This is a genomic window from Rhodococcus sp. NPDC003348, from assembly GCF_053589375.1.
In genome coordinates, this window is sequence record NZ_JBSFRT010000040.1 from 20,882 (window position 1) to 36,912 (window position 16,031).

Sequence of the window (16,031 nt, forward strand, 5' to 3'; positions counted from 1 at the left end):
GCGTCAGGCCACCGGTACCGGCTGGGCCGCCGGTGCCTCGGCCGCCGCGGGTGCCGACAGCCGGACGAAGGCCAGCAGCGCCAGCGTCGCCACGCCCCACCACACGTACGACGACGCCAGGAACTGGTCCCACAGCGGCCAGCCGAGGCCGCTGGTCCGCCCCGGCGTGAGCCGCCAGTGCGGGGCGAGCACCAGGAGCGCGATCCCGCCGAGCGTCCACCCGGTCCACAGGGCCCGCCGGCCCGGTTCCTGTCGGGCCCGGCCGAGCGCCAGGTGCCCGAGAGCCATCAGCAGCGGCACCGCCCACACCCAGTGGTGCGACCACGACACCGGCGAGATCAGCAGGCCGAGGACCGCGGTCGCGGTCAACGCGAGAACCGGATGCCCCGCCGCCAGGGTCCGCCGTACCGCGACCACCGCGATCGCCAGCACAAGCAGGCAGCACAGCAGCCACACCGCCGACCGGGCCGTGCCCTCGAGCCCGAGGCGGGCCAGCATCCCGGTCAGCGACTGGTTCGCCGCGTACGCGGGGCGGCCGATCCGGTTCGAGTCCAGCAGGGTCTCGGTCCAGTACTGCTTGGCGTCGGAGAAACACACCACGAACCCAAGCCCGGTCCCGAGCAGGAACCCGCCCGCGGTGGCGACGACCGCCCGAATGTCCTTGCGCAGCAGGAAGTACAGCACGAACACGGCCGGGGTCAGCTTGATCGCGGCGACGAGGCCCACCAGCAGTCCTCGCGGCCACGGCGTGCGCGGCAGCAGGCAGTCCGCAGCCACGAGGGCCATCAGCACGATGTTGATCTGCCCGTAGTCGAGGGTGGAGTACACCGGCTCGAGGAGCAGGGCGCCGGCGAAGACCGCAGGCACCGTCCACACCGCCACCCGGCGGTCGATCACTCCGAGCGAGCGCAGGGTCAGCGCGACCGTGGCCAGCAGCGCGGCCAGCGAGAGGACGGTGAGGACGATTCCCGCCTGGTGCAGGCTGATCGCCGACAGCGGACTGAACACGATCGCGGCGAGCGGGGGATAGGTGAACGGCAGGAGGGACCCGAGCGCGGTCGGCGGCATCTCGCCGTACAGCGCCGTGCCGTTGGCGAGGGCGGTGCCACCGAGCCGGTAGACGTCGAGGTCGATCCGGTAGTAGTCGCCGAGGTCGCGCAGCCACGGGAACCCGACCAGGTTGTAGGCGATGCCGACCAGCGCTGCGACCGCGATCGTGATCCGGAGCGCGGCACCGGCCGGGGTGCCGGCGCGGGGGAACCAGGTCCGGTCCGTCGACTCCGCTGACGTGGTGAGGTCGCGGGCGGGTGCCCCGGCTGGGTCGGCGGTGGGCCCGGGGTCGCGGGGAGTCGGCACCAGTCATCCTTCGGGTCGGGGGCGGTCGCATCACCAGTGTGCCGGGCGCATAGGGTTGCCCGTCGTGCGCTACTTCTACGACTGCGAGTTCATCGAGGATGGTCGCACAATCGACCTGGTTTCCATCGGTGTGGCCGCCGAGGACGGTCGCGAGTTCTACGCCGTGTCCACCGAGTTCGACGCGACCCGGGCCGGCAAATGGGTGCGCAGCAACGTGCTTCCCAAGTTGCCGCCGCAGTCGTCGCCGGTGTGGAAGAGCCGCGATAAACTCCGCGACGACCTGCTCAAGTTCCTGATCCCGCGGCCCGGTGTGGTGCCGGAACTGTGGGCGTGGGTTGCCGCGTACGACCATGTGGCCCTGTGTCAGCTGTGGGGTGACATGACGGCGCTGCCGCAGTCGATGCCCCGGTTCACGCGAGAACTCAAGCAGTACTGGGAGGACGCGGGTCGGCCCGCGCTGCCTGCCGCCCCTGCCGACGCCCACGACGCGCTCGCCGACGCGCGGCACAACCTGGCGAAGTTCGAGGCGATCCGGATCGCCTCGACGCTGCGCTGAGCCGGGCGGGTCCTCGGCGCCTGCGGTCACGGTCGGGCGTCGATCACACCCACCCGTGTCGGTCACCACGGTGACCGAATATCCTGGACAGGTGAACTGGACAGTCGACGTGCCGATCGACCGCTTGCCCGAACTTCCGCCGCTGCCCGCGGCGCTGCGACAGAAGCTGGACGAGGCGCTGAGCAAGCCCGCCGCGCAGCAGCCGTCGTGGCCCGCCGATCAGGCAGCCGCCATGCGCACCGTCCTGGAGAGCGTCCCGCCGATCACGGTGGCCAGCGAGGTCGAGGACCTGCAGGCGCAGCTGGCGTCCGTCGCCCGCGGCGAGGCGTTCCTGCTGCAGGGCGGCGACTGCGCGGAGACCTTCGCGGACAACACCGAGCCGCACATCAAGGGCAACATCCGCACCCTGCTGCAGATGGCCGTTGTGCTCACTTACGGTGCCTCGCTCCCGGTGGTGAAGGTCGGCCGCATCGCCGGTCAGTACGCCAAGCCCCGCTCGTCCGACACCGACTCGCTCGGCCTGCTGTCGTACCGCGGCGACATGGTCAACTCGCTGGTCGCCGACGAGGCGCTCCGCGTGCACGACCCGTCGCGGCTGGTCCGCGCCTACGCCAACGCGAGCGCCGCGATGAACCTGGTGCGCGCCATCACCGCCGCCGGCGAGGCGGACCTGCACCGCGTGCACGACTGGAACCGCGAATTCGTCGCGTCGTCGCCCGCCGGCGCCCGGTACGAGGCCCTCGCCGCCGAGATCGACCGGGGTCTGCGCTTCATGGACGCCTGCGGCGTCGTCGACCCGAACCTGCAGTCCGCGAAGATCTTCGCCAGCCACGAGGCCCTCGTCCTGGACTACGAGCGGGCGATGCTGCGTCTCGACGAGACGGGTGACCACCCGAAGCTGTACGACCTGTCGGCGCACTTCCTGTGGATCGGCGACCGCACCCGTCAGCTCGACGGCGCGCACATCGCGTTCGCGGAGCTGATGGCCAACCCGATCGGCCTGAAGATCGGCCCGTCCACCACACCCGAGATGGCCGTCGAGTACGTCGAGCGGCTCGATCCGACGAACAAGCCGGGCCGGTTGACGCTGATCTCCCGGATGGGCAACGGCAAGGTGCGCGACCTGCTGCCCGGGATCATCGAGAAGGTGCAGGCGACCGGGCACCAGGTGATCTGGCAGTGCGACCCGATGCACGGCAACACCCACGAATCGTCCACCGGATACAAGACCCGGCACTTCGACCGGGTGGTCGACGAGGTCCAGGGCTTCTTCGAGGTGCACAACGCGCTCGGCACCCACCCGGGTGGCATCCACGTGGAGCTGACCGGCGAGAACGTCACCGAGTGCCTCGGCGGCGCCCAGGACATCTCCGACGTCGACCTCTCGGGCCGCTACGAGACAGCGTGCGATCCGCGTCTGAACACCCAGCAGTCGCTGGAGCTGGCGTTCCTGGTCGCCGAAATGCTGCGCGGCTGACCAACGTTCGTGCCCGCCTCGGCCCGTCCCGGATTCTCGGGGGCGGGCCGAGGTGCGTGCGGGGTCGACGCGTTCGGGTCGAAACGTGTCGGCCCCCGGCGTTACGGTCGCGGTGATCGATGACACCGACAGTGAGGCACGCATCATGAAGATCACCGAAACGCAGATCGGCGCCCCCTGCTGGGCCGAACTGGGCACCACCGACGTCGCGGCGGCCGGCGCGTTCTACGGGGCACTGCTCGGCTGGACGCCGGAGGCGAACCCCAACCCCGAGGCGGGCGGCTACACGATGCAGCTGCTGGGCGGCGACCCGGTGGCGGCGGCCAGCCCGCTCCACCAGGAGGGCCAGCCCGTCGCGTGGACCGCGTCGATCGCGGTCGCGGACGTCGACGCCACCGTCGCGAAGGCGACCGCGGCCGGTGGCGCCGTGCTCGCCGAGCCGATGGATGTGTTCGACCTCGGCCGGTTCACCGTCCTCGCGGACCCGACCGGCGCGGTGATCTCGCTGTGGCAGGCGAAGACCTTCTCCGGCGCGGCCCGGCTGAACGAGACCGGCGCGCTGTGCTGGATCGAACTGCGCACTCGCGACACCGCCGCCGCACAGAAGTTCTACACCGAGGTGTTCGGCTGGACGGTGAACGCGGGGGAGGGCTACACCCAGTTCGGAGTGGCGGGCCAGGACTTCGGCGGAATGATGGCGATGGGCGAGGACTTTCCGGAGGGAATCCCGCCGCACTGGGCGCTGTACTTCGGTGTCGACGACGTCGACGCATCCGCCGCCCGTGCCACCGAGCTTGGCGGTGTGGTGCACGTTCCAGGCACCGACATCCCCGGCACCGGCCGCTTCGCGGTGCTCACCGACCCGCAGGGCGGCGCGTTCGCGATCTACACTCCGGCGCGCTGACGCCCTTCACGTCACAGCGCCGACGCGCTCGCGGGGGTGACGCGGGTGCGGCTCAGCTGCCCGCGCTCCACACCGGGTAGACGTAGTGCCCGGGCCCGCCACCGGGCAGGCTCGACCCGGACACGTTCGGGAAGTCGGCAGGCAGCCGCACCAGCTCGTGCGGGTTGCCGTCCCGGTCGGCCTGCCAACAGCCCGTCAGCACTCCGTGGAAGGCGGTGCACACGATGCGGGTGCTGGTTCCGTAGGGGGAGGTGAGCCGGTCCTTCGCGACGAACGGGTTCCAGTACTCGGGGTTGTCCGGAGTCAGGAAGTGGGTGTTGCCGAACGGGACCGACGGCGACGGGTAGTCCGGAATCGGCGGCCACTCGTCTGCAGCGTTCGCTGCGGCGGGGGCACCGATCAGGGCCGCGGCGACGAGACCGGCGAGAGTGAACGAACGCAGGCGAACGGACATCGGGACTCCTCCGGTGGGTTGTCCTGCCTGTCGGGGCGCGCGGCGCGCGCGTTACCCCGCGGGATCAGGGCAGCGCCGTGAGCGTCACCGTGCTGCCCGGCTCGACGCGGGTGCCGGAGCCGGGGTTCTGGCTGATGACCAGGGACCGATCCGATTCGGAGACCTGGCGCACCTGCACCTCGAGACCGAGCCCGACCAGTTCGTCGCGGGCGGAGCCGACGGAGCGGCCGATCATCGACGGCACCTTCACCGCGGTCGAGACGGTCAGCGTCACGCTGGAGCCGGCGCCGACGCGGCTGCCCGACGTCGGTTCGGTGCCCACCACGTCGCCGGAGTCGACCCCGCTGTCGAACACCTCCCGGGTGTCGGAGACGACGATCCCGACGGCGTCGAGGGCCGCGCGGGCCTGGTCGACACTCTTGCCGCGCAGGTTCGGCACCTCGACGGGCGGTGACCCCTTGCTGCGGATCACCTTCACCTGGGAGCCGACCGCGAGCACGGTGCCGGGGCCGGGTTCGAGCGCCGCGACCGCACCGGTCGGGGCCTTGGTGCTGAACGCCTCGCCGCCGTCCACCGGAACGAAGGTGTGGGCTCGCAACGAGTCCTCCACAGCGGCGACATCGGCACCGACGGTCAGATTCGGCACCGCCGGCTTGCCGAGGGAGACCCGCACCGCCACCGAACCGTCCCGGGGCACCCGGGCGCCGGAGTCGGGGTCGGTGCCGAGGAGGACGTCCGTCGCGGCGGTGTCCGAGTACTCGCCGCGGATCTCCGTGGACAGCCCGGCCGCCTCGATCGCCGCGGTGGCCGCGGCCCGGTCCATCCCGGCGACCGAGGGAACCGATGTGTAACGCCCGGACCCGAGCCACCAGCCGCCGAGGCCGACCAACGCGGCGAGCAGCAGGATCACCGTCAGCCAGATCAGCATCGCGCGGCGGGAGCGGGCCCGGTCGGCCGCGAAATCGGGGTACTCGTACTGCGCAGGTCCGCGTCGGTGTCGGTCGTCGTCGGGCGCGGGCTCCACTGCCTCGCGATGGGTTTGCGTGGTGACGACCTTGGTGGGCTGCGGGGTGACGTGCTCGACGCCCGGGTGCGCGACGACCGCGGTCGCCGTCGACGTCACCTCCGTCGGGGCTGCGCCCTTCGGGCCCGCGCCGGCGACCTCGGTGGGTGCGGCGGCACCCGCCACCTGTCTCGCCGCGCTCAGGTGCTGGGCCGAGCTGCGGGGCGCGGGCACCCGGTAGCTGGGCAGCCCGAGCTGACGCGCCGCGCCGCGCAGGGCGGCGGCCATCTCCCCGGCATGGGAGTACCGGTCCTCGGGGTCGCGCGCGGTCGCCTGCAGGACCAGGCGGTCGAACTCGGCTGGCACGCCGGGGATCGCCGAACTCGGTGCCGGCACGTCGGCGTTGATCCGCTGATACGCGATCGACAGCGAGGTGTCGCCGGTGAACGGCGTTCTGCCGGTGAGCATTTCGAACAGCAGCACACCGGTCGCGTACACGTCGCTGCGTGCGTCGGCGTTGCCGGAGGTCACCTGCTCGGGGGACAGGTAGGCGGCGGTGCCGAGAATCACGCTCGACGACGTGGCGTTCGATCCGGCCACGGCGCGGACCAACCCGAAGTCGGCGATCTTCACCTCGCCGGAATCGGAGATCAGCACGTTCTCCGGCTTGACGTCGCGGTGCACCAGCCCGGCCCGGTGGGCCACCGCGAGCGCATCGAGCACCGGTCCGGCGACGGCGGCCGCGGCGTGCGGAGGCATCGGACCGCGTTCGCGCAGCAGTTCGCGCAGGGTGCCGCCCGCGACCAGTTCCATCACCAGGAATGCGTGCTCCCCGTCGATGCCCTGGTCGTAGACCGCGACCAGCCCCGGGTGACTCAGCCGGGCCACCGCGCGCGCCTCGAACTCGAATCGGGACAGGAACTGAGGGTCCTGCGCGAACTTGGGGTCCATCACCTTGATCGCGACCGGCCGATCCAACCGAAGGTCCATTCCCCGGTAGACCATCGACATGCCACCCCGCGCGATCGGGGCGTCCACCCGATAGCGTCGTTCGATCAGCTGGCCGATCAGCCGCTGGTCACCTGGCCCCACCCGCGTTTACCTCGTCTCCCTCGTCGTCGCCGAGTCGTCCGCTCCGGTCGGGCGGTCGGCAGTGTCCGGATCGATGGTAGCCAGCGGCGTCACCGGGTGGCCGAACCCGATACGGTTACGGGTGTGAGTGCCATTCCGTACACCGACGACGTCCTCGATCCCAGTGTCTCGCTGCTGCAGTTGCCCGATGTGGCGAAGGTGCTCGGCCTGGTGGTCACCAAGGTGCATCAGATGCTGCGCGACGGCGAGCTGATCGCGGTGCGCCGCAACGGCATCATCTCCGTCCCCGAGGCCTTCTTCGCCGGGGACGACGTGGTCCGACTCCTGCCCGGACTGCTGATGGTGCTGCGTGACGGCGGCTACACCGACGCCGAGATCCTGCGGTGGCTGTTCACCGAGGACGAGACCCTGCCCGGCACGCCGATCGACGCGATGCACACCGACTCGGCACGTGAGGTCGTGAGGCGCGCTCAGGCGATGGCCTTCTGACCCCCCCAGCCGGCCGGGCGCCGCGGCACGCCACGAGGGTGGACGTGGCGTCGGCGTCACCGGTCGACGGCACCGGTGGTGTCGGACCATTCGCTCGTGAGCTGACGGTAGCGGGGCGTCGAGCCGGCCGGGCAGTCCTCGAAGCCGCCGGGAACCGCCCAGCGCGCCAGCACCGCGCGGGCGGCCTCCCGGAGCTTCTCGTCCTGCTCCAGGAACTGCATCACACGCCGACACGGCGGCCGGTCCCCGACCAGGGCTGCGAAATCCGGGCAATCGCGCAACAGCCGTTCGAACAGTGCCTCCTGCGTCTGTAGCGGAAGCGGGAGCTCACCCGGTGGTGCGAGCGCACCCCAACCGGAGGTGTAGAGCAGAAAGGCCGATGGCCGTTCGCGGCCCTGGAGGGTCAAGCGACACTTGTCCGCGGGGACCAGCCGACGGACGTAGTTCGATTCCGTCGCGTCGAGACAGCTCAGCTGCGCCCGATCGAGGAGCGAAACGAACACCGCCGCCCGCGCCCCCGGACGGTACGTCGGTGTCGCGGCGACGTAGCCGGGTCTGCTGACATGCGCGCTGTGACTCACTTCGAGGTCGTCGACGGTGGCCCGGAAGAACGGCACGGTTGTGTCGACATCCGCGCTCGCGCACTTGCGCCGAACTACCCCCGGTGAGGCGTTGCAGCCCACGGCAACCACCAGGTAGCGGTTGTCCACACCGGCGGCATTCGATGCGCGTAGCGCGTGTTCGAGCGTGACCGACCGCGCGTCGCCGCCCGATCGCACCCGCGCTCGGCCCAGCCTGTTTCCCTCGCTCGGAACGAGACGGTCGTAGCCCCGCTCGTGGAGAAGCCCGCCGCGCGTCGGCCGGGCTCCGGGATAGAGCCACGGCGACCGTGTGATGTCGTCGGAGTTCGGGTCGACGGTGGAACCCACACCGTCCAGTATCGCCGCGGCGCCGAGTCAGGTCCGCCCGCGTCCACGATCGACCGCGCTCACTCGGCGGGGGCGGGCGCGGCCGGGCGGCTCGCGGTGTGGCGGACCCGTCCGAGTGCGGGCACCGCGAGCGAGCCGACGAGCCGCGGCGCCGTGATCGAGATCCGCCGGCGGCGCGGCACCACCACTCGCCGCCGCAGGACCGGGTAGCCACCGGCTTCGATCTCGTCGAGGATCGCCGAGTACAGCTCGAACGCGGCGACCAGGCCGGGCCGCGCGCGGGGGGACAGCATCGCCAGGCCGGGCTCCGCGACCCGGTACCAGTTCCGGTTGATCGCGATCAGGTGGGCGAGGGCCCGGGCGATCCGCGGGTCCGGCCGCCCGTCGGCGCGGCGGGCCCGCAACAGGTCGGCGTCGACACCGAACGCGGCGAGTTCGTCGGCGGGCAGGTAGATCCGGCCCCGGTCGAGGTCCTCGCCGACGTCGCGGAGGAAGTTCGTCAGCTGGAACGCCTCGCCGAGCGCGGCGGCGGCGGGTTCGGCCTCGGCTGGCGGGGTGACGGTGCCGAGCACCGGCAGCATCTGCAGGCCGATCGCGGCGGCCGAGCCGCGCATGTACTCCCGCAGGTCGGCCATCGTCGCGTACGTCGCCCGGAACTCCGGTGCACCCGGGACATCCATCCGCATCGACGCCAGGAACACGGTGAAGTGTGCCGGGTCGATGCCGTAGCGACCGATGGTGTCCGCGACCGCGCGGACCTCGGGGCGGGCGCCCGCGACGGTGCCGGCCAGTGCCGCAGCCAGCTCCGCCTCGACGGCGTCGATCTCGGCCAGACAGTCGGCGGGAGAGCGGCCCGCGAGCGCATCGACGTCGACGATGTCGTCGACGGTGCGCGCGAAGCCGTACAGTGCGTGCACCGCGGGCCGGTCCCGTCGGGGCAGCAGCCGGGTCGCGAGGTGGTAGCTCTTGCCGTGCTCCGCAGCGAGCCGTCGGCAGTGCCGGTACGCCCCGTCGAGGTCGACGGGAGTCGGGTCGTGCAGCGCGGTCATCTCAGGCCCGGTCGGGTGCGAGCGGCGCGTCCGCCGTGGTCGCCGCGACCTTCGGCTCCCGCACCGAGCGCAGCCGCAGCGGGTCCACGGTGACCAGCGAGCGGGCGGCGACGACCGCCGCGAAGGTCGCGAGCAGCACGTGCGGCAACGAGTACAGGCCGATCGATCCGTCCGGGTTGAACACGAGCATCAGCCACGTCGACAGGCCGACGAGGACCATCAGCGTCGTGGTCGACATCGCGAACCCCGCGGCGATCGCCAGCGGCCACGAGTAGTACCAGGGCAGCGCGGCGGGGGAGAGCAGCACGATCACGACCAGCGCGACGAGGATGCCGAGCACCGCCTGGCGCTCGGTCTTGCGGAACCGCCACCAGACGGCGACCAGCGTGGCGATCATGACAAGCGCGGAGATCGCCCGGGTCACCTCGAGCACCGGGCCGAGGCGCAGGCCGGTGAACCACGACGTGGAGACGGTGACGATGTGCGCGAGGATCGTCGGCAGCGACAGCCAGTTGATGATCTTTGCCGAACCCTGCAGCGCCGTCAGCCACCCGAGCCCGACGCCGGCAACGAGGGAGCACACCGCGAACACCGCCGCGAACACACCGAACCCGGTGCCGGCGGTACGCACGAACGACACCAGCGGCGACGGGGGCTGCCTGCCCTCCGCCTGTGCCCGCTCGCGTTCGTGGATCATCCAGATCCACACGAGGAACGGCAGCGCCACCCCGGCCATCGCCTTGACCGCGACACCGAGGGCGATGACCGCGATCCCGGCGACGTGTTTACGGTCGAGGACCAGGGTGATGCCGGCGACCATCAGGCCGACCATCAGAAGTTCGTTGTGCACCCCGCCGACGAGATGGATCAGGACGAGGGGATTGAGGACGGCCAGCCACAGCGCGGTCGACGCGTCGCCGCCCAGCTGGCGCGCCAGTCGCGGCAGCGCCCACATCAGCAGCGCCAGCCCCGGAAGCATCGTCAGCCGCAGCAGCATGGTGCCTGCGATCACGTTGTCGCCGGTGATCGCGGTGATGCCCTGCCCGAGCAGCAGCGACACCGGACCGTACGGCGCAGTGGTGGTGGTCCACACGTTGCTGACGTTGTCGAGCAGGATGCCGGGGTTCGCCACCGGGCCGACGGCGTACGGGTCGAAGCCGTCCCGCAGCAGCGCGCCCTGCGCGAGGTACGAGTACGCGTCACGGCTGAACAGCGGAACCGACAGCAGCAGCGGCCCGGTCCACGCGGCGATCACCCAGCGCAGCTCACCGACCTCGACGAGCCCGGCGCGTACGTTCCGCCCGATCCGCACCCATGCCGCGATCATCAGCAGCACGCCGATCCAGACGACGAGCGTCGACAGCACGAAGCCGTGACCGAACCGCAGCCACGACAGGTACATCGCCTCGAGCAGCGGGTCGCGGCGGCGGACGGCCCCGGAGCCGAATCCGCCGAAGGTGATCATGATCGCACCGAGGACGCCGAGGACAGCGGCGTGCCCGACGTCGCTACGCAGGAACGCGGCCGCCGAACGCGGCCGAGTGGTGGGGGACGACATCGGTTACTGATCTCCCCCTGTTCGGCTGGACGACGGCGAATCGGCTTGACGAGGCCACCGCCGCGACGCGGTGGAACGGTGACGGCCACACAGTTTAGTGGTTGCGGGGCCGGACCCGGGAAACGAGCCCGCCGCGTCGCTGTTCACCTGGCGTTCGACCGGTGGACGGGATCACGGCCGAGGATCCGCGCGGCGGCGAGTTTCCCGGACAGCAACACCGTCGGCACCCCGACCCCGGGGGTGGTGCCGCAACCGGCGAGGACGACGTTCGAGGCGCCGGTGGTCAGGTTGCCGCGCCGGAAGGGGCCGGTCTGGACGAACACGTGGGCGGCGGCGAAGGGGGAGCCGTCCGACATGCCGCGTTCGGCCCAGGTTCGTGGCGTGTCGACGACGTCGACCCGGAAGTGCTCGGCGATGCCGCGGTAGCCACGGGCCTCCAGCACACCCAGCAGTTCCCGGACGTACGGCTCACCGAGGGCGTCCCAGTCCAGCGGGGCGCTGCGCAGGTTCGGGCACGGCGCCAACACCGACAGCGGTTCGTGCTCGACGCCGTCGCGGACCACCCGCAGTGACGGGTCCGTGCACGCCGGGCGGGTCAGCAGCACGGAGGGATCGCTCATCAGCCGGCCCCGGCCTGCGTGCGCGGTGATCTCCGCGAAGGTGCGTTCCCAGGCGTCGCCGAAGTCGATGGTGTGATGGCCGCTGTCCGCCCACTGCCGCGCCACCTCCACGGGGACCGTGCCGTGCGCGACGACGGCGGACGGCGAGTGCCGCACCGGGCGGCGGGGCAGGCGCCGCCGCGGCAGCAGCGCCTCACCGGCGCCGAGGTCCGCGGTCAGCACGACCGCGTCGGCATCGTGGGCGGTGCCGTCGGCGGTCCGCACTCGGCGGGCCCGGTCTCCGTCGTACTCGATCGACGTGACCTCCGCGCCCAGTCGCACCTTCCCGCCCGCGGACGTGAGCGCTTCCGCCATCGCCTCCGCGACCCGCCGCATGCCGCCGTCCGGGAAGTACACCCCCATCGACGTGTCCATGTGCGCGATCGCGCCGTACACACCGAGGGCCCGCGACGGCGCGACGCCCGCGTACAGGGCCTGGAACGTGAAGATCCGCTGCAGTCTCGGGTCGTGGACCCACCGGGCGACCCGGGGGCCGAGCCGGCCGAACCCGCCGCGGCGGAGCAGCGTCCACAGGTCGCGGCGGGCCGCCGGGGTGCGCACCAGATCCAGCGGCGAGTCGAAGTTCGCGTCCATGAAGTTGTCGAAGTCGGCGCCGAAGATCGTCGCCAGCCAGGCCCGCAGCCTGCGGTAGCCGTCGGCCTCGGCGTCGCCGCACACCCGCGCGACCTCGGCGGCCATCGCCTCCTCGTCGGCGAACACCCGAAGGGCCGAGCCGTCTGCGAACCGGGCGTGGTAGGACGGGTCGAGTTGGCGCATCCGCAGCGGTGGGGTGACCGATGCGGGTTCCGCCCCGACTGCGGCGAGCGCCTCGTCCACCAGCTCGGGCATCGTGAGAACCGTTGCGCCGTTGTCGATCTCGTAGCCGGGCCCGACGTGGACGCCCACCCGGCCGCCGACCGTCGCGTCGCGTTCGAGGACGGTGACCTCCCGGCCGGCGCCGCGCAGGTGCAGCGCCGCCGCCAACCCGGACAGGCCCGCCCCGATCACCACCACCCGGCCGGTGGGGCCGGGCACCGCGCGCACCATCAGGCGTTGCGGCGGCCCACCGCGACCGCCATCTCCCGCAGGCTCGCCTTGGCGGCCTCGGTCGCCGACGACGCGTCCAGCGCGCGCAGTCCGGTCGTCGTCAGCTCGTCGATCCTCGCCTGCACCGCCTCGACGGCACCGAGGTCGGTGATGACCTGCCGCATCCGATGCACCTGGTCGTCGTTGAGGTCGGCGCCGATGCCGCGGCGCAGGAAGTCGGCGGTACCGGGATCGGAGGCGTCCGCCCGCACCAGCGCCTCCGCGAACAGCACCGTCCGCTTGCCCTCGCGCAGGTCGTCGCCGGACGGCTTGCCGGTCACCTCGGGATCGCCGAACACGCCGAGCAGATCGTCCTGCAGCTGGAAGGCGATGCCGATGTCGGTGCCGAACTCCCGATACGCCGCGATCAGGGCGTCGTCGGCGCCGGCCAGCGCCGCACCGAGATGCAGCGGGCGCTCGATCGTGTACGCGGCCGTCTTGTAGCGATTGATCCGCAGGGCCGCCGCCACCGACTCGTCACCGGTGACCTCGGTGCTCACGTCCAGGTACTGGCCGCCGAGCACCTCGGTGCGCATCGCGGACCACACGCGTGCGATCCGGGCCTGCGCGTCCGCGTCGACGCCGGACTCGCGGATCAGGTCGTCCGCCCACGCCAACGCCAGGTCGCCGAGCAGGATCGCGACCGACTCGCCGAACTTCGCCGGATCGCCCGACCAGCCGCCCACCCTGTGACGGTCCGCGAACTCCACGTGCAGCGTCGGGAAGCCACGCCGGGTCGCGGACGAGTCGATGATGTCGTCGTGCACGAGCGCGCACGCCTGGACCAGTTCCAGTGCCGAGCAGACCCGCAGCACCGCGGCGGCGTCCGGTCCGTGCTCGTCCCCGCCTGCGCCGAGCCACCCCGTCCATGCGAACGCGGGCCGCACCCGCTTGCCGCCGCGCAGCACGAACGCCTCCAGGGCGGCGGCCGCGTCGGAGAAGGTCCCGCCGATGTTGTCGGTGATCGGACGCCGGGAGTCGAAGAAGGTGCGCAGTGCCGACTCGACGGCCGCGGGTACCGAGGTGGTCGAATCGGGAGGGGTACTCATGACGGCCACCCTAGGGCATCTCTCCCAATCCCCTTTTCGGCGCATCTGGCGCCCAATCGCCGCCCTGCGGCGTTGTCGTCGGCGCCGATACAACCCCGGTATCGGCTTCTCCTCCGCCTTCCAGGACGACGATTGTTTCGCCAGATGCATCCGAGAGGGATTGGGAGACACGCCCTGGTGGTGGCCGGAGAGCGGCCGGAGCGGTGGCCGGGAAACCTCGCCCAGGCCCGCCCCTATGATTGACCCGTGACTTTTGATGCCGTCAGGGGGCGGTCCAGCGAGGGATGGGCGTCGCAGACCCCGTCGATCGTCGACCGTATCGGTACCGCCGGAGGGCGGATCCCGTTCTCCGTCGAGTTCTCTCCGCCGCGCGACGCCGACGCCGAGGCGCGGTTGTGGCGGGCCGTCCGCGAGTTCGAGCGGATGGGTCCGGCGTTCGTGTCGATGACCTACGGTGCCGGCGGATCCACCCGCGACCGCACGGTCCGCGTCACCGGTGAACTCGCCGAGGAGACCACCCTGCTGCCGGTAGCGCACCTGACGGCGGTGGGCCACAGCGTCGACGAACTGCGCACCATGTGCGGCGCCTACGCGGACCGCGGCATCAGCAACATCCTGGTCCTGCGTGGCGATCCGCCCGGCGACCCGCTCGGCGAGTGGGTCAAGCACCCCGACGGCGTCGAGTACGCCGAGGACCTCGTCCGGCTGGTGCGGGACATGGGCGACTTCCACGTCGGCGTCGCGTCGTTCCCCGAGGGCCACTACCGCGCCCCCGACCTCGACCACGACACGAAGTACCTGGTGTCGAAGCTGCGCGCCGGCGCCGAGTACTCGATCACCCAGATGTTCTTCGACGTTGACGACTACCTGCGGCTGCGGGACCGGGTGGTCGCGTTCGACGCCGAGCAGGGCGAGAAGCCGATCATCCCCGAGATCATGCCGATCACGTCGCTGCGGTCGGCGCGGCGCAGCCTCGAGCTGTCGGGCTCGAAGTTGCCCGCCCGACTCGAGGAGCGGCTCACGAAGGCCGCCGGTGGCGGTCCGGAGGAGAATCGGGCCGCGGTCCGGGAGGTGGGCATCGAGGTGGCCACCGAACTCGCCGAGCGGTTGATCTCCGAGGGCGCACCCTGCCTGCACTTCATCACCCTGAACTTCGCGCGGGCCACCCGCGAGGTGCTGACCAACCTCGGTTTCGCCAGCAACGCGGCATAGGTGCTCACGGGCGGTGGAGCCGCCTGCCCTTCCATGCGAGGGTGCCGCGGCGGTGCCGTAGGTGGGAGTCGACGGTCAACGCGGCCAGTACCAGCATCGACAGCGGATGCGCGGCGGCGTCCACCGCGTCCCGCGTGGACGGTCGCCGGCCGGACTCGACGCCGCGTGCCAGCAGCCGTGACGCGACGGCGCCGCCGTAGGCCGCGAGTCCCCAGCGACGGTGCCCGCCGGTGACCGCGGACAGTGGTGCCAGTACGTACGCGACCGTCCCGGCCCCGAGCACCGCGGCCGCCCCGGCAGGGGAGCCGAACTGTGTCCAGAGCCACCGCCCGTGGCCGTCCCGCACCTGCGTTGCCGAGGTGTACATCCGGCAGCAGGCCAGGGTCCCGGCCGCTGCGACCGCGGTCTGCCGGCCCGCGCGGCGCAACACCCGGGCCAGTTCCAGATCCTCCGCGACGTCCCCGGCGACCGCGTGATGTCCGCCGACCGCGCGGTAGCCGTCGGCATCGAACACCAGAAACTGACCGCACGCGACCGCCATCGACGGCCGCAGGCTGCGGTTCGCGATCGGGAGGGGCGCACTGGCCAGCCACGACCAGCACAGCAGCGGCTGCAGGAGGCGCTCGACCGGTGACACGGCCACCTGGTGGGGCCACGGGCACAGCAGGTCCACCCGCAGGCGGCGCAACGTGGTGACGGCGGCGGCGACCGCGTCCGGCATGAGCTGGACATCGGCGTCGAGGAACACCAGTGCGCCGACGGGTTCGGCACCCACGAGGTCGGCGAGGTGCGCGCACGCCGCGGATTTGCCGACCCAGCCGGGCGGCGGGTCGCCCTCGCGGCGGTGAACCGTGAACCGGGCGTCGGTACCGATCGCCGCCATCGCGGCCTCGAAGGTGCCGTCGGTCGACGCGTCGTCGAGTACCAGCACCCGCAGATCGGGCAGCCCCCGCTGAGCTCGCAGATCGGCGATCAGCAGCGGCAGGGTGGTGGCCTCGTCGCGGGCGGGGACGCACACGGTGACCGGCTCGGTCACGGCGAGACCGGGACGCAGCCGGGGCATGGTGGCCGCGTTGACGGCCGCGATCGCGGCCCCGGCCGCCGACAGCGCCGCGCCGAGCCGGATCGCACCGTGCACCGGCCGCACCCGACGCCCCC

Annotated in this window: 14 protein-coding genes; 5 read left to right on the forward strand and 9 right to left on the reverse strand. The window is 71.9% G+C overall.

The genetic code is table 11. From position 1 onward, the window contains the following. Window positions 1-3 precede the first annotated feature (3 nt). A complete protein-coding gene (locus ACWDU4_RS22225; RefSeq protein ID WP_450116094.1) occupies window positions 4-1,356 on the reverse strand; it encodes a glycosyltransferase 87 family protein in 1,353 nt (450 codons plus the stop codon). Window positions 1,357-1,420: 64 nt separating this feature from the next. Here ACWDU4_RS22225 and ACWDU4_RS22230 point away from each other — a divergent pair, with 64 nt between their 5' ends. The 3 genes from ACWDU4_RS22230 (at window position 1,421) to ACWDU4_RS22240 (ending at window position 4,293) form a co-directional block, all read left to right on the forward strand. Continuing rightward, window positions 1,421-1,912: a polyadenylate-specific 3'-exoribonuclease AS gene (locus ACWDU4_RS22230; RefSeq protein ID WP_450116095.1), complete on the forward strand. Its 492-nt coding sequence runs from the start codon at window positions 1,421-1,423 to the stop codon at window positions 1,910-1,912. A gap of 91 nt (window positions 1,913-2,003) precedes the next feature. Further along, window positions 2,004-3,389 carry a class II 3-deoxy-7-phosphoheptulonate synthase gene (locus ACWDU4_RS22235; protein WP_450116096.1) on the forward strand — a complete coding sequence of 462 codons (1,386 nt, stop codon included), beginning with the start codon at window positions 2,004-2,006 and terminating at the stop codon, window positions 3,387-3,389. A 145-nt stretch (window positions 3,390-3,534) separates the two neighbouring features. Further along, window positions 3,535-4,293 carry a VOC family protein gene (locus ACWDU4_RS22240; protein ID WP_450116097.1) on the forward strand — a complete coding sequence of 253 codons (759 nt, stop codon included), beginning with the start codon at window positions 3,535-3,537 and terminating at the stop codon, window positions 4,291-4,293. 52 nt (window positions 4,294-4,345) lie between these two features. Here ACWDU4_RS22240 and ACWDU4_RS22245 read toward each other — a convergent pair whose 3' ends face one another. Both ACWDU4_RS22245 and pknB read right to left on the reverse strand, forming a co-directional pair. Next, window positions 4,346-4,747, reverse strand: coding sequence for a hypothetical protein (locus ACWDU4_RS22245; RefSeq protein ID WP_450116098.1), 402 nt, complete (start codon window positions 4,745-4,747; stop codon window positions 4,346-4,348). 64 nt (window positions 4,748-4,811) lie between these two features. Then, complete coding sequence (pknB, locus tag ACWDU4_RS22250; RefSeq protein WP_450116099.1) at window positions 4,812-6,842, reverse strand: Stk1 family PASTA domain-containing Ser/Thr kinase; 2,031 nt, start codon at window positions 6,840-6,842, stop codon at window positions 4,812-4,814. Between the two features lie 123 nt (window positions 6,843-6,965). Between pknB and ACWDU4_RS22255 the strand changes: the two genes are divergently transcribed. Beyond that, complete coding sequence (locus ACWDU4_RS22255) at window positions 6,966-7,331, forward strand: Rv2175c family DNA-binding protein (protein ID WP_450116100.1); 366 nt, start codon at window positions 6,966-6,968, stop codon at window positions 7,329-7,331. Window positions 7,332-7,387: 56 nt separating this feature from the next. Here ACWDU4_RS22255 and ACWDU4_RS22260 read toward each other — a convergent pair whose 3' ends face one another. From ACWDU4_RS22260 to ACWDU4_RS22280, 5 genes are all read right to left on the reverse strand, one after another. After that, complete coding sequence (locus tag ACWDU4_RS22260) at window positions 7,388-8,260, reverse strand: hypothetical protein (RefSeq protein ID WP_450116101.1); 873 nt, start codon at window positions 8,258-8,260, stop codon at window positions 7,388-7,390. Window positions 8,261-8,319: 59 nt separating this feature from the next. Continuing rightward, the gene (locus ACWDU4_RS22265) at window positions 8,320-9,309 is read right to left on the reverse strand and encodes a phytoene/squalene synthase family protein (protein ID WP_450116102.1); all 990 of its coding nucleotides are present in this window, start codon (window positions 9,307-9,309) and stop codon (window positions 8,320-8,322) included. Between the two features lies 1 nt (window position 9,310). Next, a complete protein-coding gene (locus ACWDU4_RS22270; RefSeq protein WP_450116103.1) occupies window positions 9,311-10,867 on the reverse strand; it encodes an alpha-(1->6)-mannopyranosyltransferase A in 1,557 nt (518 codons plus the stop codon). A gap of 143 nt (window positions 10,868-11,010) precedes the next feature. Next, the gene (gene crtI, locus ACWDU4_RS22275; protein WP_450116104.1) at window positions 11,011-12,573 is read right to left on the reverse strand and encodes a phytoene desaturase family protein; all 1,563 of its coding nucleotides are present in this window, start codon (window positions 12,571-12,573) and stop codon (window positions 11,011-11,013) included. Then, on the reverse strand, window positions 12,573-13,661 hold the full coding sequence (locus tag ACWDU4_RS22280) for a polyprenyl synthetase family protein (RefSeq protein WP_450116105.1): 1,089 nt from the start codon (window positions 13,659-13,661) through the stop codon (window positions 12,573-12,575). The genes crtI and ACWDU4_RS22280 overlap by 1 nt, the downstream gene beginning before the upstream one ends. Before the next feature lie 246 nt (window positions 13,662-13,907). On the opposite strand from ACWDU4_RS22280, the gene metF reads away from it, so the two are divergent. Then, window positions 13,908-14,873 (forward strand): methylenetetrahydrofolate reductase [NAD(P)H], encoded by a 966-nt coding sequence (gene metF / locus ACWDU4_RS22285; RefSeq protein ID WP_450116106.1) that lies wholly within the window; start codon window positions 13,908-13,910, stop codon window positions 14,871-14,873. A 4-nt stretch (window positions 14,874-14,877) separates the two neighbouring features. Here metF and ACWDU4_RS22290 read toward each other — a convergent pair whose 3' ends face one another. Then, the gene (locus ACWDU4_RS22290) at window positions 14,878-16,020 is read right to left on the reverse strand and encodes a glycosyltransferase (protein WP_450116107.1); all 1,143 of its coding nucleotides are present in this window, start codon (window positions 16,018-16,020) and stop codon (window positions 14,878-14,880) included. Between the last annotated feature and the right edge of the window lie 11 nt (window positions 16,021-16,031).